This window comes from Glutamicibacter sp. AOP12-B1-11 (assembly GCF_052379245.1).
Lineage (GTDB): Bacteria > Actinomycetota > Actinomycetes > Actinomycetales > Micrococcaceae > Glutamicibacter.
On the sequence record NZ_JBQSYL010000008.1, the window covers coordinates 80,731 to 106,738 of the forward strand.

Annotated in this window: 24 protein-coding genes; 6 read left to right on the forward strand and 18 right to left on the reverse strand. The window is 58.0% G+C overall.

Going from position 1 to position 26,008, the window contains the following annotated elements:
- Positions 1 to 94: 94 nt before the first annotated feature.
- The 14 genes from smpB to ACT3UQ_RS06580 form a co-directional block, all read right to left on the reverse strand.
- Entirely contained in the window at positions 95 to 574 is a 480-nt protein-coding gene (smpB, locus tag ACT3UQ_RS06515; RefSeq protein ID WP_105554299.1) for an SsrA-binding protein SmpB, read from the reverse strand.
- 54 nt (positions 575 to 628) lie between these two features.
- Positions 629 to 2,092: a M23 family metallopeptidase gene (locus ACT3UQ_RS06520; RefSeq protein ID WP_105554300.1), complete on the reverse strand. Its 1,464-nt coding sequence runs from the start codon at positions 2,090 to 2,092 to the stop codon at positions 629 to 631.
- A gap of 60 nt (positions 2,093 to 2,152) precedes the next feature.
- Positions 2,153 to 3,067 carry a permease-like cell division protein FtsX gene (gene ftsX / locus ACT3UQ_RS06525; RefSeq protein WP_105554301.1) on the reverse strand — a complete coding sequence of 305 codons (915 nt, stop codon included), beginning with the start codon at positions 3,065 to 3,067 and terminating at the stop codon, positions 2,153 to 2,155.
- Entirely contained in the window at positions 3,064 to 3,858 is a 795-nt protein-coding gene (ftsE, locus tag ACT3UQ_RS06530; protein WP_105554302.1) for a cell division ATP-binding protein FtsE, read from the reverse strand. Before ftsE ends, ftsX begins: the two co-directional genes overlap by 4 nt.
- Before the next feature lie 358 nt (positions 3,859 to 4,216).
- Entirely contained in the window at positions 4,217 to 4,342 is a 126-nt protein-coding gene (locus ACT3UQ_RS06535; RefSeq protein WP_219843951.1) for a putative transporter small subunit, read from the reverse strand.
- 2 nt (positions 4,343 to 4,344) lie between these two features.
- Complete coding sequence (locus tag ACT3UQ_RS06540) at positions 4,345 to 6,054, reverse strand: sodium:solute symporter family protein (protein WP_105554303.1); 1,710 nt, start codon at positions 6,052 to 6,054, stop codon at positions 4,345 to 4,347.
- A 648-nt stretch (positions 6,055 to 6,702) separates the two neighbouring features.
- Positions 6,703 to 7,818 carry a peptide chain release factor 2 gene (prfB, locus tag ACT3UQ_RS06545; protein WP_105554304.1) on the reverse strand — a complete coding sequence of 372 codons (1,116 nt, stop codon included), beginning with the start codon at positions 7,816 to 7,818 and terminating at the stop codon, positions 6,703 to 6,705.
- 48 nt (positions 7,819 to 7,866) lie between these two features.
- A complete protein-coding gene (locus ACT3UQ_RS06550) occupies positions 7,867 to 8,304 on the reverse strand; it encodes a hypothetical protein (RefSeq protein ID WP_105554305.1) in 438 nt (145 codons plus the stop codon).
- A gap of 19 nt (positions 8,305 to 8,323) precedes the next feature.
- A complete protein-coding gene (locus ACT3UQ_RS06555) occupies positions 8,324 to 8,746 on the reverse strand; it encodes a hypothetical protein (protein ID WP_105570105.1) in 423 nt (140 codons plus the stop codon).
- Complete coding sequence (locus tag ACT3UQ_RS06560) at positions 8,739 to 9,086, reverse strand: TadE family protein (protein WP_258133707.1); 348 nt, start codon at positions 9,084 to 9,086, stop codon at positions 8,739 to 8,741. The genes ACT3UQ_RS06555 and ACT3UQ_RS06560 overlap by 8 nt, the downstream gene beginning before the upstream one ends.
- An 86-nt stretch (positions 9,087 to 9,172) precedes the next feature.
- Positions 9,173 to 9,376 (reverse strand): hypothetical protein, encoded by a 204-nt coding sequence (locus tag ACT3UQ_RS06565; protein WP_374954808.1) that lies wholly within the window; start codon positions 9,374 to 9,376, stop codon positions 9,173 to 9,175.
- 87 nt (positions 9,377 to 9,463) lie between these two features.
- On the reverse strand, positions 9,464 to 10,405 hold the full coding sequence (locus ACT3UQ_RS06570) for a type II secretion system F family protein (protein ID WP_444636732.1): 942 nt from the start codon (positions 10,403 to 10,405) through the stop codon (positions 9,464 to 9,466).
- Positions 10,402 to 11,253, reverse strand: coding sequence for a type II secretion system F family protein (locus ACT3UQ_RS06575; RefSeq protein ID WP_105554309.1), 852 nt, complete (start codon positions 11,251 to 11,253; stop codon positions 10,402 to 10,404). Before ACT3UQ_RS06575 ends, ACT3UQ_RS06570 begins: the two co-directional genes overlap by 4 nt.
- Positions 11,250 to 12,476 (reverse strand): CpaF family protein, encoded by a 1,227-nt coding sequence (locus ACT3UQ_RS06580; protein WP_105554310.1) that lies wholly within the window; start codon positions 12,474 to 12,476, stop codon positions 11,250 to 11,252. Before ACT3UQ_RS06580 ends, ACT3UQ_RS06575 begins: the two co-directional genes overlap by 4 nt.
- 283 nt (positions 12,477 to 12,759) lie before the next feature.
- On the opposite strand from ACT3UQ_RS06580, the gene ACT3UQ_RS06585 reads away from it, so the two are divergent.
- A complete protein-coding gene (locus ACT3UQ_RS06585; protein ID WP_444636734.1) occupies positions 12,760 to 16,422 on the forward strand; it encodes an FtsK/SpoIIIE domain-containing protein in 3,663 nt (1,220 codons plus the stop codon).
- On the opposite strand, the gene ACT3UQ_RS06590 is transcribed toward ACT3UQ_RS06585, so the two are convergent.
- On the reverse strand, positions 16,419 to 16,823 hold the full coding sequence (locus ACT3UQ_RS06590; RefSeq protein ID WP_105554312.1) for a hypothetical protein: 405 nt from the start codon (positions 16,821 to 16,823) through the stop codon (positions 16,419 to 16,421). The two genes, ACT3UQ_RS06585 and ACT3UQ_RS06590, sit on opposite strands and share 4 nt — an antisense overlap.
- Before the next feature lie 356 nt (positions 16,824 to 17,179).
- On the opposite strand from ACT3UQ_RS06590, the gene ACT3UQ_RS06595 reads away from it, so the two are divergent.
- A complete protein-coding gene (locus ACT3UQ_RS06595) occupies positions 17,180 to 17,428 on the forward strand; it encodes a WhiB family transcriptional regulator (RefSeq protein WP_096256388.1) in 249 nt (82 codons plus the stop codon).
- A 202-nt stretch (positions 17,429 to 17,630) separates the two neighbouring features.
- Positions 17,631 to 19,883, forward strand: a complete 2,253-nt coding sequence (locus tag ACT3UQ_RS06600) for a Stk1 family PASTA domain-containing Ser/Thr kinase (RefSeq protein ID WP_258133710.1) — start codon at positions 17,631 to 17,633, stop codon at positions 19,881 to 19,883.
- 78 nt (positions 19,884 to 19,961) lie between these two features.
- Here ACT3UQ_RS06600 and ACT3UQ_RS06605 read toward each other — a convergent pair whose 3' ends face one another.
- On the reverse strand, positions 19,962 to 21,353 hold the full coding sequence (locus tag ACT3UQ_RS06605; protein WP_374954806.1) for a class II 3-deoxy-7-phosphoheptulonate synthase: 1,392 nt from the start codon (positions 21,351 to 21,353) through the stop codon (positions 19,962 to 19,964).
- Positions 21,354 to 21,452: 99 nt separating this feature from the next.
- Positions 21,453 to 22,124 (reverse strand): lysophospholipid acyltransferase family protein, encoded by a 672-nt coding sequence (locus ACT3UQ_RS06610; RefSeq protein ID WP_105554314.1) that lies wholly within the window; start codon positions 22,122 to 22,124, stop codon positions 21,453 to 21,455.
- Between the two features lie 127 nt (positions 22,125 to 22,251).
- Here ACT3UQ_RS06610 and ACT3UQ_RS06615 point away from each other — a divergent pair, with 127 nt between their 5' ends.
- From ACT3UQ_RS06615 to ACT3UQ_RS06625, 3 genes are all read left to right on the forward strand, one after another.
- The gene (locus tag ACT3UQ_RS06615; RefSeq protein WP_105554315.1) at positions 22,252 to 23,010 is read left to right on the forward strand and encodes an alpha/beta hydrolase; all 759 of its coding nucleotides are present in this window, start codon (positions 22,252 to 22,254) and stop codon (positions 23,008 to 23,010) included.
- Positions 23,007 to 23,438 (forward strand): hypothetical protein, encoded by a 432-nt coding sequence (locus ACT3UQ_RS06620; RefSeq protein WP_444636737.1) that lies wholly within the window; start codon positions 23,007 to 23,009, stop codon positions 23,436 to 23,438. The genes ACT3UQ_RS06615 and ACT3UQ_RS06620 overlap by 4 nt, the downstream gene beginning before the upstream one ends.
- A 107-nt stretch (positions 23,439 to 23,545) precedes the next feature.
- A complete protein-coding gene (locus tag ACT3UQ_RS06625; protein ID WP_105554316.1) occupies positions 23,546 to 25,357 on the forward strand; it encodes an AMP-dependent synthetase/ligase in 1,812 nt (603 codons plus the stop codon).
- On the opposite strand, the gene ACT3UQ_RS06630 is transcribed toward ACT3UQ_RS06625, so the two are convergent.
- Positions 25,330 to 25,875 (reverse strand): hypothetical protein, encoded by a 546-nt coding sequence (locus tag ACT3UQ_RS06630; RefSeq protein ID WP_105554317.1) that lies wholly within the window; start codon positions 25,873 to 25,875, stop codon positions 25,330 to 25,332. The two genes, ACT3UQ_RS06625 and ACT3UQ_RS06630, sit on opposite strands and share 28 nt — an antisense overlap.
- Between the last annotated feature and the right edge of the window lie 133 nt (positions 25,876 to 26,008).

Genomic DNA, 26,008 nt, shown 5'->3' on the forward strand with positions numbered 1-26,008 from the left:
TCAGTCCCGGTTTCCCGGGTACAACCACACCAAAGGTGCGTTAAACAATCATAGCGCAATCTTGGAGGGTATCCCAACGAGTTTCGCCTCACGCTTATGCGTGTCCGCGATTACGCTCTCGCATTGCACGCAGTGCTTCGCGGTTATCTTGCTGTTCACGCAGCGTCTGTCGCTTATCGTATTCGCGCTTACCGCGAGCCACGCCGATTTCGATCTTCGCGCGCCCGTCTTTGAAGTACAACTTCAGCGGGACGATGGTCAGGCCTGACTCAGAGATTTTTCGTTCGATCTTAAGCAGTTCTGCACGATGCAGCAAGAGCTTGCGGCGGCGGCGTGCGGCATGATTAGTCCACGAACCGTTCAGGTACTCAGGAATGTAGCAATTCTCAATGTAGAGCTCATTGCGGTAGAACTGGCCGAATCCGTCCACCAGCGAAGCTTTACCTTCGCGCAGCGACTTGACCTCGGTCCCTGTCAGCACCATGCCCGCTTCGAAGGTATCTAGAATCTCAAAATCGTGGCGCGCTTTGCGGTTGCTCGCGATGATGCGATCTTCTTGGTTCTTCTTAGCCATGACACTCCTTGCATGTCGCGGGCGGATTCCCGCGCACAAATAACAAGTCTAACGCTAGAGAAGTCCCAATGGGTTCACGTGCGAACCGTTGATGATCGTTTCGAAGTGCAGGTGGCAACCGGTCGAGTTGCCGGTGGTGCCCACGTACCCGACGACCTGGCCCTGGTTGACGTGCTGGCCGTTGCTCACAGCGATACGTGAAAGGTGGTGGTAGTTCGTTGCCAAAGCCTTGCCCTTGACGACACCGTGCGAAACAGTCACCTTGTTGCCCGAGGAACCACCCCATCCGGCGAACCACACTTCACCACTGGTAGCTGCGACAACCGGCGAACCACACTGGCCACCGAAGCCCCAGTCAACGCCTGCGTGAACATAGCCGCCGCGACCGGTGTAGTCGATGGTTCCCGCCGGGGTCGGACGCCAGCCGAAGCTGGAAGTAATACGCGAGCTGCTCGTTGGCTTGATCAAGCCCCAGCTACTTGGTTCCGCGCGGGATTCGGTTTTCGGTTTTGCCTTGGGAGCGACGTATTGCTTCTTCTTGTACGTCTGCTGCTTCCGCTTCGCTTCGGCGGCTTGGCGCTCCTGCTCGGCCTCGTAGGCTGCCTTCTCTTTGGCGATGCGCTGACGCTCCGCCTCGGCTTCCTTGCGAGCTTTCTCCTCCGCCTTGCGCTTGCGCTCGGCTTCTTCGCGGATCAAGCGCTCTTGGCGTTCTTTGATCTGCTGGTTAACCGTGGCGTATTCCTGCTCTTGCGACTTCAGCTTCGCCTGAATCTGCGGCTTCTTAGATTCCAGCTCGGCACTGAGTGATTCGGTGCTGGCCACGAGGGCGTTCAGTTCATCTTTGGCCGATTGCGCTGCATCGCGAGCGCCCTGTTCCTGCGCGAGAGCTTCTTCGGCTTGCCCCTTGAGCGAAGAAATTTCTTCCTCTACGGCGGCCAGGCGAAGTTTGTTGCTTTCGTCCGTTGCCTTCTCTTGCGCCAGATCGTTATATACGGCGTTCTGAGAATCCATAGCCCTATTGGCCATGTCGAGACCTTCGGCCATGGCAGTGGCTGAGTCCATGTTCAGGATCATGTCTAGACCACTAGAAACTCCACCGCGCTTGTATGCCTCGGAGGCGATCTGCGCCATGGTGTTTTCAGCTTCAGCAATCTTGGCTGCGTTTTCTTCGATCGCCTTGGCAACCTTGTCACGCGTGGCCTGGGCGCTGATCAACCGATTCGTCAGGTCAGCGACGGTGGCTTGGGCATTCGCTACACGGCTTTGCGCGTCAGCCAAGGCCGCTTCTGCCACCGGAACTTGTGCTTGTTGCTCTCGCAGCTTGCGATCCGTCTCAACGATATCCGCGTCTAGGACTTCCATATCCTGTTCGAGGTTGTCGATGTTCTGTTCGACCTTTTCCTTACGGTCATCCAGTTCGTCGGCGAGTACGATCCCCGCCGGCAAAGTAAGTGACAAAGCAAGGGCTCCACCGATGGTGGCGCGTAGGAACTTACGTCGCACCGCGTTGGACAGCATACTGCTCCTTAGAGGTTTTTGTGCATCAAGTTCTGAAGTTCGACCAAAGATAACGAACAACTAAACCTTCAGGTAACGCTTCAACGTTACCACTGAAGAAATTGTGGCCAAAACGATACCAATAATCAAGAGCCCTGGAGCAACGAGTAGAACTTCATTCGTCGAAATGAAGGCAACTCCAACGTTTTCGTTGGCGAGTTTATCTTGAACAAGGAACTTCACAAGCAGCCACAGGGTGCCCGAAGCAAGTAAACCACCGATAACGGAGGCAATCACGCCTTCGATAATAAACGGAAGTTGAATGGTCGTTTTCGAAGCACCGACTAAACGCATAATCGTGGTTTCCAGACGCCGGTGCATCGCAGAAAGTTGAATGGTCGTGCCGGTCAACAGCACCGCGCAGGCAATCATCACGATCGCCACCACCGCCGCGGCGGCCGATGCTACTCGTACGAGCTGGAAAACCTTTTCCAAAAGTTCGCGTTGGTCCACCACCGAATCCACGCCCGCTACTGTGGAGAACGCCTCGTTGATCACCGGATATTTCTCCGGGTCAACTAGCCCAACACGGAACGATTCCGGAAGCTGATCTTCGGTGACCTGATCGACAAGTGAGGAGTTCTTGTACTGCTCCTTGAAGTTCTTCAGCGCATCAGACTTCGACTCATACGCGAATTCCTTGATGTACGGAGCCATCTCGTCAGATTCCAGCAGGTGCTGGATACTCGTGCGCTGCTCATCGGTGACCCCCTCGCCGGCGCAATTCGGCGCGGCGGTGTTGTCGTCGCACAAGAAGACCGCAACTTCCATGCGGTCATACCAGTAACCCTTCATCTGGTTGATCTGCAGCTGCAGCAACGCCGAAGCGCCCACGAAGGTCAGGGATACGAAAGTCACCAAAACAACAGAGACGACCATGATGACATTTTGCCGAAGGCCCTTAGCAGCCTCGCGGAGGATGAATCCTAGTCTCACTGGTCCTCGTCCTTCTCTACGTTCGTTGCGAGCTCGCCAGATGCTTCCTTAGCGGCCTCACCGGTGAGCAGCTCGCGAGAACCATCTTGATTAATTACGGTGGTCATCGCCGTGTACTGACCATCAGCTTCGTCGCGGACGACGTTGCCCTTACTCAGTTCAATGACGCGATGACGGAATTCGCTGACCAGTTCATGTGCGTGCGTGGCCATCAGCACGGTGGTGCCATTCTGGTTAATCCGATCAAGCACGTTCATGACCTCGACGCTGTTTTTGCGGTCGAGGTTACCAGTCGGCTCATCGGCAAGCAGGATCGATGGCTTGTTCACGATGGCGCGGGCAATACCCACGCGCTGCTGCTCGCCACCTGAAAGTTCGGTTGGTTTACGGCGGGCCTTATCTTCTAGTCCGACCATTCTCAGCGCGTCCGGAACACGTTCACGAATTTGCGCGCGTGAGGCACCGATAACTTCCATCGCAAACGCGACGTTATCGAACACGGTCCGTTCGCGAAGCAGTCTGAAGTCCTGGAACACGAATCCGATGTCGCGGCGCAATTTGGGCACGCGTCGGCTCGGGATACGGTTCAGGTTTTGACCTGCAACGTATACCGCTCCGTCCGTGGCTCGTTTTTCGCGCAGTATCAAGCTCAGAAAAGTAGACTTTCCCGAGCCGGATTCTCCAACTAAGAAGGCGAATTCGCCACGGTTAACCTCGATGTTTACGTCATTCAAAGCAGCATTCTTCTGCTTCGGCTCGTAAACCATCGAGACATTTTCGAATTTAATCATGTCTTCAATCGCTAGTTGCCGTCGGGGCGCGACCCACGGAAACTCAGGTCGAGATCGAACGTTTTTGATGCGCCAGTCTTCCAAACCTTATCGGTGCAACGTGAACATCGCGTGCGGCTGGGACGGTGTGTTGTCACATTCATGCTGTTTCCACAGGCTTGGCGCAAACCGTGAAGCACAGTGACCTGACTACTTTTTCGTCAAACAAGTGGCCCCGGTGACCTTCCGCACATCAGCGGTACTTCCGGATAACTCAAGGGCCCGACCTATCCAACAAGGGATCTTGATCTGGCCGCCGTTAAATATCTCGGGGGTAAGCGTCGGCACATGACCGGCACTTACCCCCGAATTTAGAATGCTAGATCAGCGGGTGGCCATTGCGCTTTGCTGCGCGGGCCTCGATGATGAAGGCCCTGCCAATAAAGATCGCCACTCCGGCAACGACCACGGGCCAGGCCAATACGTAAATGGTGAGTGCCAGCATGTTTATCCCTTCCCCTTCGGAGTATTCGTACCTTCGGTTTTATCCGCACCACTTGTGGCGGTGCTGATTAGTTCTTCGACCGGGTCGAAGTCGCCAGCGCGCTCGGCGATGACCGCGAAGTCAAAGTCTTCCTTGGAACGGAACGACATGAAGTAACAAATCAAGGTACTCACCGAGTAAGCGACGAGCGAGGCGGTCAAGGTCGTGTAGTCACGCAAGAAGCCGAAGCAGAATGGTGCTGCGACGAGCGAGGCGATGGTGCCGACGATCAATGCAGGACGCAGCCCAAAGAAGCCGAAACTCATCAGACCAAGCACAATGCCGATACCAAGAATCGCCAGGAGCTCAATGACTATGGCGGTGAATCCGACCATTGGAATCAAGTCGAAACGCACCGGAATGAAAACAGCCAAGGCGGCCAATACCGCTGCGGTGAAGGCCTTGTTTGTGACCTTTTTCCAGTAGAAGCTGGCAAGCACTGGGAACACCAAAGCTCCCCAGAGTGCACCGACGAAGACCAAAAGGTCAAGGATGTTCAATTGCAAACTAGCGAGGCAGACCGCCAAGACCGTTGCCACGATCATCGTGATACGTCCAACCAACAACATGGTCTTCGGATTGGCTTTCTTCTTGCCTGCAACGTTCTGACCGTAAACATCGGCCATCATGATCGATGACAAAGCAGCTAGGTCCGAGTCAGCGGTGGATGAAAGCGCACCGATGATCATCACGAAGAACAGAGCCAACAAGATACCAGGCAGGTAGCTCATGGCCATTTCCGGAATGATGTTGTTGACGTTGCCATCGGTTGGTTCGAAGCCTAGGTACAGGGCTAGTACGCCGATCATGCCGACACCGATAACCATGGCGCCGTAGCCGATGGTGGCGGTGATGAAGGTCGGCTTGATCAAATCCTCGCGAACAGCGAACAGACGCTGTGCGATGGTTTGGTTACCGATTGCGTAAGCCAACACCGCTGCGATATACGGGGCACCCTGGTTCAGGAATGCTTCGGAAGAGAAGAAGTTCGACTGTTGGGCGCTCAGGTTGCCGGCACCGGTCTCGAACGCCGCGGGGAATCCGGCAGCGAAGAAAATGAACGGGACGATGATTGCCACGGCGCCAAGCATCGCCATAACTTGCATGAAGTCGGTGAGAACCGAGGCGCGGAATCCGGACCACAGCGTGTAGAGCAGTACGCCACCGGCTACCGCGAGTACGCCTTGAATGAAGTTGAAGGGAGAGAGCATGGAGATGAGCACGCCACCGGCGATGAAGTTGGACATCAATGAAATGACCGAACCGACGATGTTCGAACCGGCTAGCATCAGCTGGCTAGAGCGACCGTGGCGGGCGTGCATAACTTCGGCCAGGGTATGAGCCTTCGGTGCGACTTTACGGATCCGCTTACCGAACGGGTAGATGAACAGAATCATCAGGGCGCCCCAGAGACCGTAGTGAATAGGACCACTGATGCCGTAGGTGTAGCCCGAGGCGGCGGAGGCATACATTGAGGATGCCCAGATCCATGTCGCGGTCATACTGGCCGCGGAGATTCCGAATCCGATTTTATTGCCTGCGGTCATGTAACCGTCGGCGTTTTCATTTTTCTGGCCAATCTTCGTGGAAACAAAAAAAGTTCCCCCATAGAATAAGACCAGTAAAAGTACGATGATCAAGGCGCTGAAACCGACCGTTTCCGGGTTGTTCACACGCCACCTCCTTCAAACGACGTAGTTGAGAATTGGCATCTTCCGAGGCAAGCCTCGGAACCTTTGATGCGTGGTTCGCACGTCTCATCCCGCGAAATGATTCGCGAGGATTCGCTTAGCCGACGTACATAAGCCCTCTATCCATCAATCACTTCCTTCACTCATCGTTACGTATCGTTTTCAGTTACTTCGCATCCTCGTACTGGCACGCAAAGAGCTGTCCCGATTCCGGGACAGCACGGTCGCATTAATGCGATTTCTTTCCTTAAAAACCGAAATGCCACACACAATTGCGCGCAAACATCCGTTCAAATCCATAGATTCTCGGTTGTTCATTCGTTGCCGTGGTCTCGCAAAATGATGCACCTAATTTTCGCGTCTATCTGCCATTATCGATGGCGCTTCCGACGGCTTCAAAGAGGCCAAGGTGCCTACATCGAGCGGGTTCTGAGCTACTAGAATCGCGAAAACCGCAGGGTGCAATGCCCGCAGCAACCATTTCATCCTAGCATGTACTTGATTTTCAGGTAGCTGAATTCCTAGGATATCGCCTCGAAATCGGCGATAAACTTGAACTTTTTAGTTCTAAAAATTAGAGAAATTTGGAAACAAAAAAGCCTGAAACTATTTCAGTTCCAGGCCTTTGAGTTAGTTCGCGGGGCGTCGGTTTCCCGCTCGCCAACGGATTCCAGCATCAATGAAATCATCGATTTCACCGTCGAGTACCGCCTGAGTGTTGCCGACCTCGTGTTCGGTACGCAGATCCTTAACCATCTGATAAGGGTTGAGCACGTAGGAGCGCATCTGATCACCCCACGATGCTTTAACGTCTCCAGCCAGCTCCTTCTTCTGCGCACTTTCCTGTTGCTTCTTAATCAGCAACAGACGCGACTGCATGACGCGCAAGGCGGCGGCGCGGTTCTGGATCTGTGATTTCTCGTTCTGCATCGACACCACGGTGCCAGTGGGAATGTGCGTCATGCGGACCGCCGAGTCGGTGGTGTTCACGCTTTGTCCACCTGGTCCCGAGGAGCGGAAGACGTCCACTCGAAGCTCGGATTCGGGTATTTCGATGGTGTCGGTCTGTTCGATCAGGGGCACAACTTCCACCGCAGCGAAGGAGGTTTGACGGCGCCCTTGATTGTCGAAAGGTGAGATCCGTACCAGGCGGTGGGTTCCGGCTTCGACGGAAAGAGTTCCGAAGACGTATGGAACGTCGATTTCGAAGGTAGCGGATTTCAACCCTGCTTCTTCCGCATAGGAGGTATCCATTACGGTGGCCTTGTAACCGTGCTTTTCCGCCCAGCGCAGGTACATGCGCAACAGCATTTCGGCGAAGTCTGCGGCATCGACGCCGCCGGCTCCGGCACGGATCGTCACCACCGCACCGCGCGAATCGAACTCGCCATTGAGCAATGTGACGATTTCCAGCTCATCCAGCGCCTTGTGGATCGAGATGAGTTCCTTGTCGGCTTCGACCAGGGTTTCGTCGTCGTCTTCCATTTCGGCAAGTTCCACGAGAACTTCAAGATCGTCAATTCGCGTGCGCAACTTATTCAGGCGTTCAAGTTCTGTCTGGCGATGGGACAGCTTGCTGGTGACAACTTGCGCGCTGGCTGGATCATCCCATAGGTCAGGGACACCGGCCTCTTCCGAAAGCATGGCGATATCGGCCTTGATTTGAGCAACGTCGCTTACGTCCTCAATCGCAGAGAAAGTGGATCGAAGCGAACGAATTTCAGCGGAGAAGTCAGTTTTTGCCATAGTTATCTAAGCCTACGCCATGAAAGCGGACGGCTTAAGCTCGCGACACTATCTGCTCAAAACGGTGCGCGCGGAGGAATTGACGCTGATATTCACCCCGGACGGGACGATCCACCCGATGATCGGTGGCTGTACCGAACCAGTCAGAGATAAACGCGCGCCTTGGCCATCGGGCAGAATCTGTACCGATCCAATGGCAAGATTATCGACACGCTGTCCCGCGTCCACATCCTGCAGATAGCGCTGAACTGCCGCCCGCACTTGAGCCTGGTTCAGTTCGATCCGTGGCTGACCTCCGTCGGCTACAAATTCGAACTCATCCACGGCCGCGACAATCGCACCATCGGCGACGGACAAAAGCTGGCGCGCTTTGAGGTTCACCGCGCTGGCGGCGAGCACCACCGAGATAGTCAACAAGGTGATCGCGCACAACCCAATGGCAAGCACCAGCGACTGCCCGTCCTCGGCGCGGGCAGTCCGCAGCAACCTCGGCCACCTCCCGCCGCTATCCAAAACGGTCGATTCGTTGTGTCGAGGCAGCGTCGACGGTGAAAACGGAGACATCAAAGTAGTCGGAGACAAAAGGCAGCTGCACGCGCAAGGACACTTGAATCGTGACGATGCTACCGGGGCTCAGACAATCAAGATCGCAGGATATCTGCGTGCTGGCACCGGATAAACCGAAGTTATTCATCGCACGCTCCACCACCTGATGGGCGTTGGACTGCGCCTGGGCGGGAGTATCGGCGACGGCGAAGACCTTGGCGGCTTGGTCGGCCGCGCCGACCACTGCATAGGATCCTGCCTGGAGTTGACCGGCCGCGAGGATCAGGTAAATCATTGGGATCAGCAGAACCGTGGAGGCGAACACAAATTCCACGATGGCGCTGCCTTCATCGTGCGAGGCACGGGGCGTACTTTTAGCCATAACGCACCGCATCGCCGCGAACACTCAAATTCCACCCGTTGGGCAGTAGCCCGATCAACGGCACCCGCGTCGACACGGTGACGCTCACTAGCTGGCTTTCCCCAACCGCGCTCGTTGACACCTGCACGTTTTGGGCGAAACCACTATGCAAGGATTCGGCAATCAACAGGCGGGTTCGACCGCCCGCGTCGGCTGGAGTTCGGTTTGCCAACGCCCCGTAGTGCGCGCCGTTGGCCGCCGCGTCGGTGAGCGTATTGCGCACATGGAGCACCAGCGTCAATTGAATCAGCGTTAACGTGATGACGATCAGCAAGCTGGTGATCATAACGAATTCGGCCACGGCCGATCCTGCCTCATCCGGGCCTTGTCTCCGGAAGCGACGTCGTACCACGGTCGCGGCGCTGCTCATCTTCGCGGACCCCTGGCTCAGCCTAATCCAGAGACTCGATCGATCGCCTGGTTGAAGAGGTCTTGCAAACGCGGACCAGCGATGGCCAACAACGCGGCAACGAGCAGAGCGGACATTAAGGTGATCATGACCCATCCGGGGACGTCGCCGCGCTCTTCGCGCAGCTTCACCGTGAATTGACGCCAGAAATTCTGGCAACCTTCGGACAGCCGTAGTGACATGATCAGAAGCCACGATTGGAAGCTTGACATGGGATTACTTCCTAACATTTTTGCGTTTGGCAAATACTGTGATCTTGCGGCAAATTGTCAATAGCTCATCTCCAAGAGGGCTAGGCCGGGGAACACCGCAAATACGATGGTCAACGGCAGGACTCCAAAAACTATTGGAATCAGCATGCTGATTTCACGTTTTCCGGCAACTTCCATCAGCTCTCGCTTGGAGGCATCACGCACATCTTGAGCCTGATCTCGGAGCACCTGTGCCAGCGGCGTGCCTCGCTCTGTGGCCACGACGATCGCGTCGACGAACCTGGTCATCGCCCCAACTTGGATACGATCGGACATATTCTGCATTGCCTGAATCATCGAGTTGCCGGCGTGGATTTCGTTGAGCGTTTCGGTGAATTCATCGCCAATCACCCCATGGCAGATACGCGAGATCCGTTCGATCGCCCCGGTGGTCGATTCACCGGCTCCCACAGTGAGGGCGAGAACCTCCGCAACCGTGGGGAATTGCGTGAGAACCTTGCGGGCACGACGCTGAATCTGTTCGTTCAGCCACCATCCACGGGCCATGAACCCGAGCATGCCGCAGCCGAGCGCCACGATGAGAGCGAAAGCGAAATTTGTGGGCCGGCTCAGCGCGAGCAGGGCCATGAGCGCCGAGCCGGCCAGCAGGCCAAACAGCGCGCAGATGATCTCTTGCGAGCGGTAGTCCACAACGCTGGCTTTCAATCCTGCGGCACGAAGCCGCTTGCGTACGGTCTCGGTGCCGGGGCTGTGCAGGCTGGCGAGGCGTTTGATCTGGTTCAGCAGCGGCGCAGCGAATTGCACCACCGCCGGGCTTCGCGATTCGGCCCGCCAGGAATCTTCGAGCATCCTCGAAGTACGCATGCCCACACGGATGTGCGGGGCAACGCGTTCGGCGAAGGACATCGGACGCCAAGCGGGCAGGTTGACGATGATCATCCATAAGCCCAGGCCGAAGCCGAAGCCGCACAGCACCGCCCACGGGATCAGCGAGTTCATGCCAGCACCCGCTCTTCGACCGGCAACGTGCCAAGGCGCAGCATCACCCGATAGCAGAACAGCGAGATGAGCAGTCCAGCGATGAGTACTACCACTCCGCCCGAGGTCAGGTAGGCGTTTTTCGCCGCGTCTTGGGTACCGAGCACCAGCAACAGGATCCAGGGGGCCGCAACCGCCAGCCGGGCCGCGGAAACGATCCACGACTGGCGGGCGGCCAGTTCTCCCCTGGTGCGCACGTCATCGCGCAAAAATGCTGCCAGGGTGCTCAAGGTTTGCCCCAGGTCGGTACCGCCGACCTCGCGGGTGATGCGCAGCGTGGCCAGGATCTTATCGGAGACCGGATCCGCCAGCCGCGCACCCAATTGCTCAAGTGCAATGGAAAAATTGGAGGTGGCCCGATAGTCCAGGGCGAAGTCGCGAAAGGCCGGGCGCAGCAGTTCTGGTCCCATGCTGCCCAGCTGGCTCAACGATTCGGGCAGCGATAGCCCGGCCCGGATGGCGCTGCGCAGGTGATCAACCACCTCTGGCCACTGTTCGTGCAACGCCGCCTGTCGTTTAGCCGCCTGATGGCGCAGATACACCCATGGCGCCCACAGCCCGAAGAGCAAAAACACGCTGGCAAAAAGCCACGAACCGGTCAAAGCGAGGGTGATCAGCACGAACACCAGTCCATTGGCCGCGCAGATCGCCACAAATTTTGCCGGGCTCAGGCTTACGATGCCCGCACGCAGCAGGGACAACCGGATCGCCGACTGGCGTTTGGCCCGCGGCGGAGTGGGGTCGAAAAGCAGCCAGTCCACTATCAACGCGATGCCCAGCCCGCCGAGTAATCCTAGAAATGCGATCATGAGCGTTCCATCAGCAATTGGGCGACGTTAATCCCGGCGAGCGCGAATTTCTCGTGCGCCCAGTCGGCTCCTGATGCCTGGTTCAGCTCGCCCTGCCCGTATTCGAAAAGCGTTGAGGTTTCGAACTGGCCGTCCTCCACCCGGCCCCGCACGCTGAGGATTTCCTGGACGTAGCGTTTTCCGCTCGGGTCGCGGGTGCAGTGCACCACCAGGTCGATGCAGGCGGCCACGGTCCGTACGGTGAAGTCGCTGGTGATATTGGGTCCGGCTAACAGCGGCAGGGTGCAGATCTTGGTGATTGCATCGCGCGCAGAGTTCGCGTGCAAGGTGCACAGTCCGGCGATGCCTGAGTTCAAGGCGATGAGCATGTCCAATGATTCGGCCTCGCGCACCTCACCTACGATGATTCGGTCCGGGCGCATGCGTAGCGCTTCCTTGACCAGCCGACGCATGGTGATTTCCCCGGTGCCCTCCAAGTTTGCTAGACGGGTTTGCATGCTGACCACATCGCGCAGGGCCAGATTCAGTTCGAAGATCTCCTCGATGGTGATGATGCGTTCGCGCGATCCGATGGAGGATGCCAAACAGTTGAGCATCGTCGTCTTGCCAGCTTGGGTAGGACCGGTGACCACCACGTTGAGCCCGGCGGCGATCGACCACCCTAAGAAGGCTGCCCCATCCTGGCTGAGCGAACCGATTTCCACCAAATCTTCGAGCTTCGTTGCGCGGGCGATGAATTTACGGATGTTCACCGCCCAGTGTTCGTGGGTGATGTCCGGGATGACTACGTGCAGTCGGGAACCATCGGGCAATTGGCAGTCCACGAAGGGTTGGGACAGATCCAACCGGCGCCCAGAGGATTTCAGCATTCGTTCCACCAGGCCGGCTACCTCGTCGGATTCGAGCCTGATATGCGTCAGTTCGCTTTGCCCGCCACGCGCGCAAAAAACCTGTTGCGGCGAGTTGATCCATATTTCTTCGACGTTGGGGTCATCGAGCAGCGGTTGCAGCGCCCCGAATCCTGCCACATTGTCGAAGACCGAACGGCGAACCTGATCGAGCGATCCGATGGCCGGGACCGCGCCGAGCAGGGAACGTTCGTCATAGTCACGCAAGACATCGTCGATCAGGGATCTGATGAGCGCAGGTTGTCTGCCAGGGTCCAGTCCGCGCCGGCGCACCAGCTCTCGCACTTCGTCTTCCACGATGGATAGCGCGTCCACGTCAAAGTCCTTAGCCGAAACTATGAAAATCGTTCCCGAATGCTTCGAGGTACACCGGCGAGCGCGGCACCGGCACAGCGTCTTGCAACCCTTTTCTGGAGGTTAGCTAGAAGGGCTATGTCAAGGGAGCCTAGCCCCACCGGCTAGCGCTTTCAATAGCTTGCCCGAAGATGTGGATAAACTCCGACGGGTTTTCCACAGTGCGAGGTGCGGCTCGAATAGTGGACCATCGTGCGTGCTGAAGTGTTGCCAAGACCCAGCTAGCGATTGAGGAGGAGAATTCATGGTGCGCTATGAGTTGCTGCTGGCGGCGCGGTGTTTCGCCCAGCCGCGCCAATTCAGGCTCGACGTTTCCGCGCAGCTAGACGGCGCTGGGCTGGCCAAAATTTTGGCCGGTTCCTTCGGCGCGACGCGCTGGTTTGTGGCAGACACCGCTCTGGAAGATTGTGGGATGCTCAGCGCGCGCACTCACCTGTTGCTGACCGATATTCCGCGAGCCACTGCCACCTCGGGGGTCCGGATGCCTGCCGCGCTGCAACTCTTTGTCGCATCTGGGCCGGACGCCGGGGCGAGCGTGCGACTGGACCAAGGCGTGCATCGGCTGGGGCGCTGTGCCCCGCTGTGGCTGCAGGACCCGCTGATCGCCCGGCACCATGCCCAAATTGCAGTGGACCAATCGGCCCTGGTACTGACCTGTGATGATGCAAATACGATCGGGGTGGAGGACCGCGTCGGGAAGCGGAGTTCGGTGACCCGTCTGCAGCTGCACCGCGGAACGCGCTTTTGTTTGGGAGACACCGAATTGTGCGTCGGCGATCCGGTACTGCTTGATACCGGCCAGAGTCTGTCGGCCGAGCAACTGCGCTGGCAGCTGCCAGACAAACCGGAGCTACAACGATTGATCGCCTTGTGCTTGGCTGCCCTGGTTCCGATGCTTTCCGGGGTGTTGCTGGCGGTGCTCACCGGGTCGATGTTGTTCTTGTTGCTCAGCGGCGCTTCGGCCCTCTTGGGAATCGTACCTGCCGGGCAGCTGATCCTCGAGCGTCGCCGGTGGAAAGCCAAGGCCGTGGTGCACCGCGCCCAGGTGGCGCTAGCTCGTGAGGCCTATGCGCCGCCGTTGGGGATCGCTCTGCTCGCCGGGTTGGATCGTACCGAGTTGGGGATGCCGAATTCCGGATTGCCTCCGCTGGTGTTCGGCCGAGGGCTGTGGTCCCCGGCGGCGGAAGAGATGACGCCGAAGAAGAAGCGGCGCAGGAAACCGCGCAGCGCTTTGGATGCCCCCTGCCCCTCGCCGGTGTTCACCGCCAGCGTTCCCGGCGCCTGGCAGATCGTCGGCGATCAGGACAAGGCGAGCTGCGAACTGCTGTTTGCCCTGCTCGCCCGCTACCTGCCCGCGGTCCTTGCCGGACGGCTGGAACTGATACTTGACCCGCAACTCGAATGCCTTCCGGCCAGTCTGATCCTGTTACCCGGGGTGAGCACCGGGCTGCCACCGGCTCCACGCGCAAGCCTGCTGGCAGCACCGGCGACCGGCGAAGTGCGCTCCCTGTACGTGCTGGCCACCGCAGCACAGCCCTGCGAGGAGTCGATAGTGCTCGGGCTGAGCCGCGCCCCGGTGCCGCAGGGCACCTGGTGGGTGAATCCCCTGTTGCCGCTAGCCTCGCTCGAAGATCCGCAGCTGGCCTTGCGGAACGTGCAGCGGCTGAGCGCACCGCGTTTCGCCCGGCTGATCGATCGATGTCTGGACCTCGCCGAAACCCACGGTCCCCTCAGCAGTCCTGCGCCGCCGACGGGCGAGGGACAGCCTGTACGACCCGGGTTGACCGCCCACATTGGCACCACCACGCAGCTTGATCCGGTGGTTCTGGACTTTGACTCCGACGGGCCGCACATGCTGATCTGCGGCACCACCGGATCAGGAAAATCCGAGGCGCTACGCCGCATTGTCAAAGAACTAGCTGCCGATTACTCCCCCGAAGAATTAGCCTTCGTCCTCGTCGATTTCAAGGGCGGAGCCGGGCTTTCGGTCTTCGCCGCCTTGCCTCATGTCCAACTCTTCGCCAGCGACCTCGACGCGGCGGCCGCGCAACGCACCCTGGCTCAATTAGAAGTCGAGGTCACTCGCCGCGAACAACTGCTGGCCAACTATCGCTGCAGCGACCTGCTCGAATACCAACAACTGAGCGATCCGGCGCCAGCCTTGCCAAGGCTGTTGGTGGTGATCGACGAATTTCGGGTATTTAGCGAATCCATCCCGGAAGCCAGCCCACGAATCGACCGGCTCGCGGCCGTGGGCCGGGCTCTGGGCATTCACCTGTTGCTTAGCACCCAGCGGCCAGCAGGAACCCTGACCGGGCAAACCCGGGCAAACCTCAATACCGTGATCGCACTGCGCGTTAATGACCCGGGTGAATCCATTGAGCTGGTCGGTATCCGGGACGCTGCCTCGCTGTTGGACCCCGGGCAAGCAATCATCCATTGCGCCACGCGGCAGACCCGAAAATTCCAATTTGCGCTCGCCTTCGACCCACCGCCCTATGGTGAACTGGCCGAACGAGGGCCAATGAACCTCCGCGCACGGCAGCTCTGCACCTTTGGGGCGCCCCCAACTGCCTACGAAGCTATGGAGGCACTGCACGACCAGATGGAAACTGTGGCTCAGCGCTGGGCGACGCTTCGATTACCGCGCTCACCGTTTGCCCCGGCACTACCCGCGCAACCTGAACCACCCGGTTCGGACTGGTCACCCATGAGGCCAGACACTATTTGGTGCGGGTTGATTGACCAGCTAGAGCACGGCGCCCTCGAGCCACTAGAGCTTGGTGGCGAGGCGAGGCGCAGCCTGTTGGTGTGTGGCCTTCCGGAGGCTGGCCCTCGTCAGCTATTGACCGGCCTGTGTCGGCTGCCGCGCAAAATACTGAGTTTCGGGCCCGCGCTGAACGCAGATGAACGCAGCAGCCCGCACCTGCGACAAATTACCGGGGAAGACGTTTACGACTTTCTAGATGCGCTGGACTACCTCGAGGAACGGTGCGAAGACACGCGCCTACTCGTTCTAGTTCATGGTGTCGCGCAGCTGCAATCCTTGCTGCACCCACAGCATTTTCAACGCTTCGACGAAGTTCTCGGGGGTCTCTTGCGTCGCGGTGCAGCCGGTGGCACCACCATCCTCCTCGCGGTGGATCGGGATCAGGCGCTGCTCAAAGCCGCAGGGCTGTGCACCGAGCAATGGTACTTTCCTTTTCAGGCCACCGAATCCTTGAAAATGACCTGGCCTCGCCTGCCCGAAACTGCAAGCGTGGTCGGACGAGGAATAATGGTGTGCGGTACCGACGCTGCACGCACCATCCAGTTAGGTTCGCCCCAGCCCGCGGCCTTGGAACAAGGCGTGTGGAACGCGAATATCGATGACTCTTCCTACTTAGCCGAGCCAGGGGCTTTCCCGCTTGGCAAGCGTTCATTTGTAGATGCCACGATAAGTCTGTCTGCCTCGGCGATGACGCTCCTGATCTGTGGAAACCCTTTGATCCGAGAAGAGCTAAGCAAATGCCTGTGTCACCGGTGGTCGCTAGAACGCTTGCACGGAATCGACGAATTCGAATCACGGCTTGACCAAATGGCACCGGGGAATATCGCGCTGGTGCTCGAACATACGAACGACCCACGACTTGCCGGGTTGCTAAATTCCGCGCTGAGCCGTGCGGTGATCCCGGTGCTATTCGTACCGCCTTCCAGCCGACTTGCCTACGAGATCGGGGCGCCGGGCATGGCACTCGATGACCGTTGTGTTGCATTAGTCGAAGCCCACCATCCGCACGATATGCAACCCATGTCGTGGGAGCCATTGAGTTCTCAAGAATCGAGACAGCGGGTAAACAAATGGCGCGCGGTCGCCAGTTACCGTGGGCAACCACGCGCCATCTATATCGACATGGATGACTTCTAGGATTGCGGGCGGTCTCCTAGAAATATGGTTGTCTTGGGTGCAAACAACATCACGACGATGATTCCGGCGATCACGATGGCCGCAATCGCGATACCGCTAAATGGGCCTTGCAAGAAGGAAAACGAGAGGATCAATTGGAACAGCTGCCACACGATAATCGGTGCGCGTGTGAAGGCCTTCCCCTGGAAGAAGTTGAAGGAAACGCTGATCTGCCAGGCGCCGGCTGCGAAGCACAGGACGAGCATGAAGATTCGGCCGCCCATGTTCAAGTCCCCGGCGTCAGCGAGATGCATTAGGTAGTTGACCGCGTAAACCAGGACCGCCACCGCTTCGAGCATTGTCAGGGCTGAGACGGCCAAAACGCTGGGAGGACGGGATACGGAAGATTCGTTGTTGCTCACGACAACAATTTTCGTGCAAGCAACTCAGGAACTCAAACGCGCAACATCGAAGGCGAATATGGCACCGACCACAGCCCCTTCAGTTAGCGCAGCGAGCCACGGAAATCCATGTGAGAAAGCACTCAGGCATTCAACCACATTTCACTTCCGTGACTCTTGTTTACTTTCTCGTAACATGAAAACCTAATGTGGTTGGTTAAACGAACACCCCTGCTCGTACCTCTCCAACTCATCGATGACCTTTCCGGTACACACAACGTAACGCACCTGCAATTCCTATTCGCAGTTGTTTTCTGTTTGTGACGATTTCTGGGAGGTCTTCGTTCCCCTAAATATTTCAAGGAGCATCAATAAGCATGGATTGGCGTAGCCGCGCGGCGTGTCTGGAAAAGGACCCGGAACTTTTCTTCCCGGTGGGTAACACCGGTCCGGCCCTATTACAGATCGAAGAGGCCAAAAGCGTATGCCGTCGATGCGACGTCACGGAAACCTGCCTGCAGTGGGCCATCGAGTCCGGGCAGGATGCCGGCGTCTGGGGCGGCATGAGTGAAGACGAGCGTCGCGCCCTGAAGCGTCGTGCTGCACGGGCCCGTCGCGCTTCTTAGAGTAATAGCTGCACCCGAGGTAGTTCTCGCAACCCGGGTTGCTGTCCGAAATCCGTCAGTGGCAACTCTACTGGCGGATTTCGACTTTAACCCGTGAAATTCTCAGGCCAGCTGAGTAACCTACACTTAGTATCTGTGTTCGAAAGGAGCAAGGTCGTGTCCCAGACTCGCCATCCGTGCTCCCCTGTGGCAGGAGTTTTCTTTGATTAGCCCGGATCGACCAGACTCGCTCGTCGGACAAGTAATTGGTCACCGCTATCGGTTAGATACGCTGATCGCGCTCGGTGGGATGTCACGGGTATACCGGGCGATGGATCAGAATTTGCACCGGTCTGTGGCCGTCAAGGTACTGGACGAGAACTACGCTAGCGAATCGATGGTCCGCGAACGGTTCGAGTCCGAAGCCATTATCGCAGCGAATATCTCCCACCCGAATGTAGTGTCCATCCGCGACCATGCCGTTTCCGGAAGTCACGTGTATCTGGTGATGGAGTACGTTCGCGGACGTAATCTTTCCCAAGTTATCGAGGAACGTGGACGGTTTACTCCACGGCAGATGCTAAGCGTTCTTGAGCGAATCTGCAGCGGCCTACGTGCCGCGCACCTCGAAGGCATTGTGCACCGGGATATGAAACCGGCGAACGTTCTCCTTTCAGATAATGGCGAAATCAAGATCACCGATTTTGGCCTGGCTCGTGCGGCCAGCGCGCATACTCAGTCCGGGACGCTTGTCGCCACGCTCTCCCATGTTTCGCCCGAGCTAGTTTCAGGGGCGCCCTCCGATTCGCGTAGCGACATTTACGCCGTTGGAATCATGATCTATCAAATGCTCACCGGTCAGTTGCCATTCCCGGTATCCAACCCCGCAGCGATGATGAAGCAACATCTCGATTCGCCAATGCCGTTGCCTTCTACAATGGTTCCAGGGCTCAGCGAAGATCTCGATGAACTGGTGCGCTACTGCACAGAAAAAGATCCGGATCTCCGTCCGCAGAATGCCGGCTTCTTACTCGATGATGTCATCCAGATCCGTTCCACGCTCACCGATGAGGAGCTCGACCTTGATGCCGATTCTCTAGGTCAGATTTCGGACTTGGCCCCATTGGCTGCCGAGGCAATGCCTACCACCGTGCAGCAACGACTAGACGAGTGGCAGCGTTATCGTGAGGAACAACGCCAACCGTGGTGGTTGGACGAAAACACGCTCGGGGAGACGGCCGCTTCGACGACCGAAGACTACTCTGCGGTTCCCTTCGAAGAAGCCACCGCGGTCATCAGCGCCTCCCAAGCAACCGAAGTATTGGATCTTCGCGAGGCCCAGCCCACCACTGTGACACCTCAGCTGTCCCTCGGCGATCCAGTCCAAGCGTTACCGGCAACGGACGCCACTGCGGCTTATTCTCGCGAAGATTTAGTTGGGTTCGACGATTCAGCTCTGGTGGCCGAAAAACCCGTGGCACCAGCTACTACCCATGGTTCAGCTCGCGCGCAGAAGCAGGAGCAAAAACGCGCGGCGAAACAATGGCGCAAGACCGCGCAAATACCCACCCATCAACTGGTGAAGCCAAAATCTGCCGGAAGGCGTTCGGTGATCTTGGTGGTACTCATTTTTATCATCGCGTTAGTCGCTGCTGGTGCATGGTTCTTCGGCCGCGGCCCGGGAACCATTATTCGCATCCCATCGCTGACCGGAATGTTGCAAAACCAGGTTGTCGCCCAATTTGATGAGCAAGGCGTACCGGTACGAGTGAACTCCGTCTATGACGATGAGATCGCTGTCGGCCGCGTAGTGCAAACCCAGCCGCGCACCGGTGAAAGCATGATGAAGTTTCAGGGCGTCGATTTACTGATTTCTCGCGGCCCGGAACTCTTCGAAATTCCGGCGCTCGAAGGAGTGACCGAGGAGGAAGCCGCCGAGCAACTTTCCGATCTGGGCTTGGCCAAAGTGAAGACGAGCCTAGAGTATTCCTCCTCCGTCGCCAAGGGACAGGTCACTTCCAGCTCACCGGCCGCCGGCGAACTGGCGGGGCGGAAAAACACCGTGGCATTGGTGATCTCGCGGGGTCCGGCACCGGTGCAGATACCTAACCTCGCTGGGATGTCACCGGAGCACGCCGAGCAGGCGCTGAGCGAGGTCGGCTTGAAGCTGAAGCTCGGCGAGCAGCAGTACTCGCCAAAAGTTGACCAAGGGTTGGTCGCGGATCAGAGCCCACGGCAGCAAACCGTTGAGTTTGGCAGCACCGTCACCGTTCATGTCTCCAAGGGGCCTGAATACCTTCAGGTGCCTTCGGTGATCGGTCAAAGCCTGGCCGAGGCGAGTGCAACGCTTGAGGAAGCCGGATTCACCGTCTCGACGCGATCGGTGCTTGGCGGCTTCTCGGACACGGTACGCATGCAGACCCCACGGAACCAGCGCGCCGTACGCGGCAGTGAAGTCAGACTGTACGCGTTCTAAACCAAAGGCTTCGCTATTTTAAATTACTTTGGCTTCCCGCAATCGCGGGAAGCCAAAGTTAATTAGTGCCGCGGGCGTTTAGCGACGACCACGGCTCTGCAGCGCACTGGAAACCAAGAAGGCCATTTCCAGGGACTGTTTGTGGTTCAGGCGTGGGTCACAGACCGACTCGTAGAGGTCGTCGAACTGTTCCTGGCGGATCGGGTCGGCACCGCCGAGGCACTCGGCCACGTCGTCACCGGTCATTTCCACGTGCAGGCCACCTGGGAAGGTGCCCAGCGAATCATGGACCTCAAAGAATCCACGGACTTCGTCCATGACATCGTCGAATTTGCGGGTCTTGTAGCCGTTCTCGCTGGTGACGGTGTTTCCGTGCATCGGGTCGGTTACCCACAGTACCTGGGCGCCGGAGGCGGTGACCTTCTCGACCAAATTTGGCAGCTTCTCGCGAATGTTCTGCGCACCCATTCGGGTAATGAAGGTCAGTCGCCCTGGTTCCCGGTTTGGATCCAGCTTCTCGATCAGTTCCAGCGCATCGTCTGGCGAGGTGTTCGGGCCAAGCTTGACGCCGATCGGGTTGCGCACTCGGGACAGGAAGTCCACATGTGCGTGATCCAACTGGCGGGTGCGTTCGCCGATCCACAAGAAGTGTCCCGAAGTGTCGTACGGCTGGCCGGTACGCGAATCGGTACGGGTCAAGGCACGCTCGTAGTCCAGCAGCAACGCCTCGTGGGAAGCGAAGAATTCGGTGCGCTTCAGTGCTTCGAAGTCGGCTCCGCAGGCATCCATGAAGCGGATGGCGGAGTCGATCTCTCCGGCAAGCTGTTCGTAAGCAGAGTGCGCAGGGTTAGCCATGAAGCCGGCATTCCATGAATGCACGCTGCGCAAGTCTGCGAATCCGCCCTGGGTGAAGGCGCGGATCAGGTTCAGCGTTGCCGAAGAGGTGTTGTAAGCCTGCACCAGACGCTTCGGATCATGCGCACGGGACTCGGGGGTGAAGTCATAGCCGTTGACGATGTCGCCGCGGAAGGCCGGCAAGGTCACGCCATCGCGAGTCTCATCATTTGAAGAACGTGGCTTGGCGAACTGGCCCGCCATGCGTCCCATCTTGATAACTGGCATCGAAGCACCATAGGTAAGCACGACGGCCATCTGCAAAATGGTCTTAACGCGCGCTGAGATCTTATCCGCGGTCGCCGCGTCGAAGGTCTCGGCACAGTCGCCACCCTGCAGCAGGAAGGCTTTACCCTGCGCCGCGGCGGCCAGGCGTTCGCGGAGGACATCCACTTCACCGGCAAATACCAGTGGCGGACGTGAACCCAGTTCGGATATTGAGGCACTATAGTCCGGGTGCTCACGCCAGGTGGGCTGTTGGGCAATAGGCAAATCACGCCACGCATCAAGTTGAGGGTCGGTGGCGGGGCCGGCTACAGAAGAGCCAGGCAATGGGGTTCGGTTTTCTTCGCTCACCTTAACAATTCTACGTCCGAGAGCATCAAAGCACCGCGATGAATGTAACAACTCGACGTAACACACCGATTCTGGAAGTCCGGCGTGTTGCGAGACCAACTATTTTTTGATTTTTTTCGGGGCGTAAACGTCAACATAGTTCTGTCCGGAAAGCTCGTTGATGGCCTTGCGGATTTCATCTGCCACGTGACGCAGCGCCTGCGGGTCATCGACCTGTTCGGCATACTTGCTGAAGTCCAGGGGTTCTCCGACGTGGATCCCGATACGGCCCGGACGCGGGACTCCTTGCCCGATAGGTTGAACCCTATCCGTGCCGATCATGGCGACCGGAATGACTGGAGCTCCGGATTCCATGGCGAGTTTCGCTACTCCCAGCTTGGCTCGGTAGAGCCTGCCATCAGGCGAACGCGTCCCTTCCGGGTAGATCCCAAGCAATTTGCCTTCTCGCAGTGCCCGGTTGGCGCTGTCCAGCGAGGCCGCGGAGCCTTTGCCGCCGGAACGGTCCATCGGCAGCTGATTAATGTTTCGAAAGAACCAGGCGACGAAGCGTCCCTTGGGCCCCTTGCCGTTGAAGTAGTCGTCCTTTGCAAGAAAAATAACCGGGCGCTCAAGACTCGCGGGCAGAAAGACCGAATCGCTGACCGACAGGTGGTTCGAGGCGAGGATCGCGGCACCATGTTCGGGGATATTTTCGATGCCTTGGAGATCGATCTTGAAGAAGATACGCAACAATGGCCGGACCGCGAACCGTTTAAGAAAGTCGTAGAGCACGGGGTGGCATTTCCTTATTCTCGTCTTCGAACAACTTTGCGCAGGAGACAACCGGACGGCGCCTTAGCCCACACCATACAATTGTGCACTACGCTCGACAGTGAACCGTTGAATTTTAGGGGTGCACATGATGAAAGATACTTCCTTGGTCCCGGAAACCGGGTCCGCTTCGGACGTGGCTGTATTGCTGATCCACGGTTTCACCGGCTCCACGACGGCTATGCGCCCATGGGCTGACTCGCTGCAGAGCCATGGTGTACACACGAGCGTACCTATACTTCCCGGACATGAGACACGCTGGCAGGATCTGATCGGCCGACCCTACGGACAGTGGATCCAGGCGACGGAGGATGCCTTCGATGAACTGGCGTCCGCGCATCAACATGTTTTTGTCGCCGGGCTCTCGATGGGCGGGGCGTTGGCACTGCACCTCGCATCACGCCGTAATGTCAGCGGAGTGTCCCTGGTGAACCCTGGCTTGGTCATCGATTCGCCGGTTGCCCCCTACGCGGGCTATCTGCGCCGGGTGGTTCGGACAGTCGCGCCGATAAGCAATGACATTGCCTATCCCGGGGCCGACGAGAATGCCTACGAACGTACGCCGGTTGCGGCAGTACATGAGGTGTACAAGCTTTTCGCGCAGACGCGGGCTCGTTTGCCATTGGTGGCGGCACCAGTACAGTTACTCCGTTCCGCAGTGGACAACGTGGTCTCGGATGCATCCGTTCACGCCTTGCTCAACGGGCTCGGGCCGGGAATTCTGCGCGAGCGAATTGCGTTGTCACGTAGTAGGCATGTGGCGACATTGGATTATGATGCGCCTAAAATTTTCAAGGAATCGCTGCGCTTCATTACTGACGTCGCGGCACGGGAAGAGGCCCAATGAGCCCTGCAGAGAACGAGCCTTCAAAAGCCGAGGACCCGCGCTGGGATCGACTGGTGGAGAATTTCAAAAGTCTCGACGCGCAGGCTCCTCGCGAGCCAAGCGCTGCCGAACGTGCCACCCAATTGGACAAGCTGTTCAACACCGGGCCGCTCGCTCGCGGACCACGCGATTATGAACCAGTAGATACTCCCGACGAATTCGTTCCCGAAGAGCCCGCCGCTCTGGGCAGTGGCGATCCGATGTTGAATTTGGCGTGGGTCGGCGCGGCCGGCGGACCCTTTGGATTGCTGTTTTGCGTGATCTTTTTCCGCAGTGCACCGGGGTTTATTTATCTGGGCTTGGCCGCAGCGGCGATTCTTGGCATTTTTTACCTGCTGCGAAGACTACCGACTCAGCGCGATCCGGGAGATGATGGGGCAAAGGTCTAATCGACTTGGAACACTGCAACTGCTACGTTACTATCGAGTAATATAAATGTGACGCAGCTTACGAGGCGTTATAACCTAGGACACTTACCACAGGAGTTGAGTACCAGATGCGCGAATTTAGCTCGCCACTTCGCATCCACTCGCCGGAAAATTCGAACATCACCGATCTGCTCCTACGACATGCAAATTCGGCAGCCAACCCTGCCTTATTCTCTGTGCCGACCGCCAGTGGGGCTTGGCAGGACATCACCGCATCGCAGTTCGCAGCCGATGCCTCGGCCATCGCGCGTGGTTTCATCGCCTCCGGCATTGAGCAGGGGTCACGCATCGGACTCATGGCCCGTACCCGCTATGAGTGGACACTCGTTGATTTCGCTATCTGGTACGCGGGATGCGTCACCGTGCCCATCTACGAAACCTCCTCCCCCAGCCAGGTCGCCTGGATCGTCGCCGATTCCGAAGCCTGCGCCATGGTCGTTGAATCACCCAACCACGAAAACGTCGTCCGTCAGGCGGCCCATCAAGAAACCCTCGAATCCTTGGACAACATCTGGCAATTCGAAGGTGGCCTCGATGAGCTACGCAAGGCCGGCGAAAATGTTAGCGACGAAGAGTTGGAAGAACGACGCGCCTCGGCCACGCTGAACGACGTGGCCACCCTGATATACACCTCTGGCACCACCGGACGCCCCAAGGGTTGCGAGCTGACCCATGGAAACTTCGTTGAACTATCCGAAAACGCTGCAGCTGAACTTCCGCAGTGCGTGTATCCGGGAGCCGCGACGATCATGTTCTTGCCGCTGGCGCATGTGTTCGCCCGCTACATCTCGGTGCTGGCAGTTTCCGCCGGTTGCCGTGTGGGACACACCCCGGATGTCAAAAATCTCTTGCCTGATTTACAGTCCTTCAAGCCAAACTTCATTCTCGCGGTGCCGCGAGTCTTCGAAAAGGTCTACAACTCTTCGATGCTCAAGGCAGAAGACGCCGGCAAGGGCAAAATCTTCCATGCCGGCGTGGATGTTGCTGTCGCATATTCCAAAGCTCAAGGCGCCGGCAAGGTTCCGCTGGTCCTCAAGCTAAAGCACAAGCTGTTCGATGCCCTGTTGTACAGCAAGTTGCGCGCCGCGATGGGCGGAAACATTCGCCATGCAGTTTCCGGCGGTGCCCCGCTAGGAGAACGCCTCGGTCATTTCTTCCACGGGATCGGGCTGACTGTCCTCGAAGGCTACGGGCTGACCGAGACTACGGCTCCGATCACCGTGAACACCATCGATCGCATTAAGATCGGCACGGTGGGTCCACCGCTACCGGGCAACGCTGTACGCATCGCGGAGGATGGCGAGATTCTAGCCAAGGGCATCTGTGTCATGCGCGGTTACCACAACCGCCCCGAGCTGGAAGGCGAAACCTTCGTCGACGGCTGGTTCCGCACCGGAGATGTTGGCGAGCTGGATGCCGACGGCTTCTTGAGAATCACCGGGCGCAAGAAGGAAATCATTGTTACTGCCAGTGGCAAGAATGTAATTCCAGCACTGCTTGAAGACCAAATTCGCGCCGATTCGCTTGTTTCCCAGTGTGTCGTCTTGGGCGATGGCCGGCCGTTCATTTCGGCTCTGGTCACCTTGGACCCAGAGGCATTGCATGGTTGGTTGGAGCGCCACCAGCTCGATACCGCGCTGACCGTGGAAGAGGTTAGCGACCTAGATCAGGTAAAGACCCACGTGCAGTCCCTCATCGACAAAGCCAATAACTCTGTTAGCCGGGCAGAATCGATCAAGGCCTTCCGGATTGTACCGACGGACTTCACCGAATCTTCCGGACATCTGACCCCTTCTATGAAGATCAAGCGCGCCGTGGTCTTCAAGGATTACGAAGCGGTCATCGACGAAATCTATTCGGCAGATAAGCCCGTCGCATAGTTCAATACAGCATCGGCAAGTTCCCACGATTCGTGGGATGCAGCGGCCCAGGGCAACCTGCGGCCGCTTTGCTGCGTCTGCTCGGCAAAATTCATTGGGAGCACAACCCGTTCGAAGACCGGCGCCGGGGTGGCAGAGGTTCTCGCACCGAGCTGCACGTACACCAGGTTCTCGGCCAGTGCCGTTCGGCCGTTGAGCAGTAGCCACTGCACTAGCTCCATCAGTGCAGGCTCTGCAGTTGCGGAGCCATCGCCCACCACGACCAGCACGTCGGCCTCGTTGAAGCGTCCAGCAAGTGCCGCCTTGACTCGTTCGGGGCCCGCGACGTGGACCTGCGAGTTCAGCGCTAGCTGCGCCAACTGGCCTTCAAGGAACTCGGCAAGTTCTGCGGCCGGCAGTGCCGCACTAAGCGCGAAGACGGTAATTTTCAAGTTCTCCCGCACCTTGCCCGCCGCGATGGCTTTCGCTCGCAACGTGGCTGGCTTCAGCGTCGGACCTGACTTACGCGCTATCCTCATGTCTCTCCTTGAACAAGAATTTGAGCTCTCCGGACTTCTTGGTGAAAATCGAAGCCGTCAGAGAGCATCGTGCCACATCTGCCCGTTGGGGTACTACTCCGGTGGACCGCGCACAAGCGCATTGATGCCAATG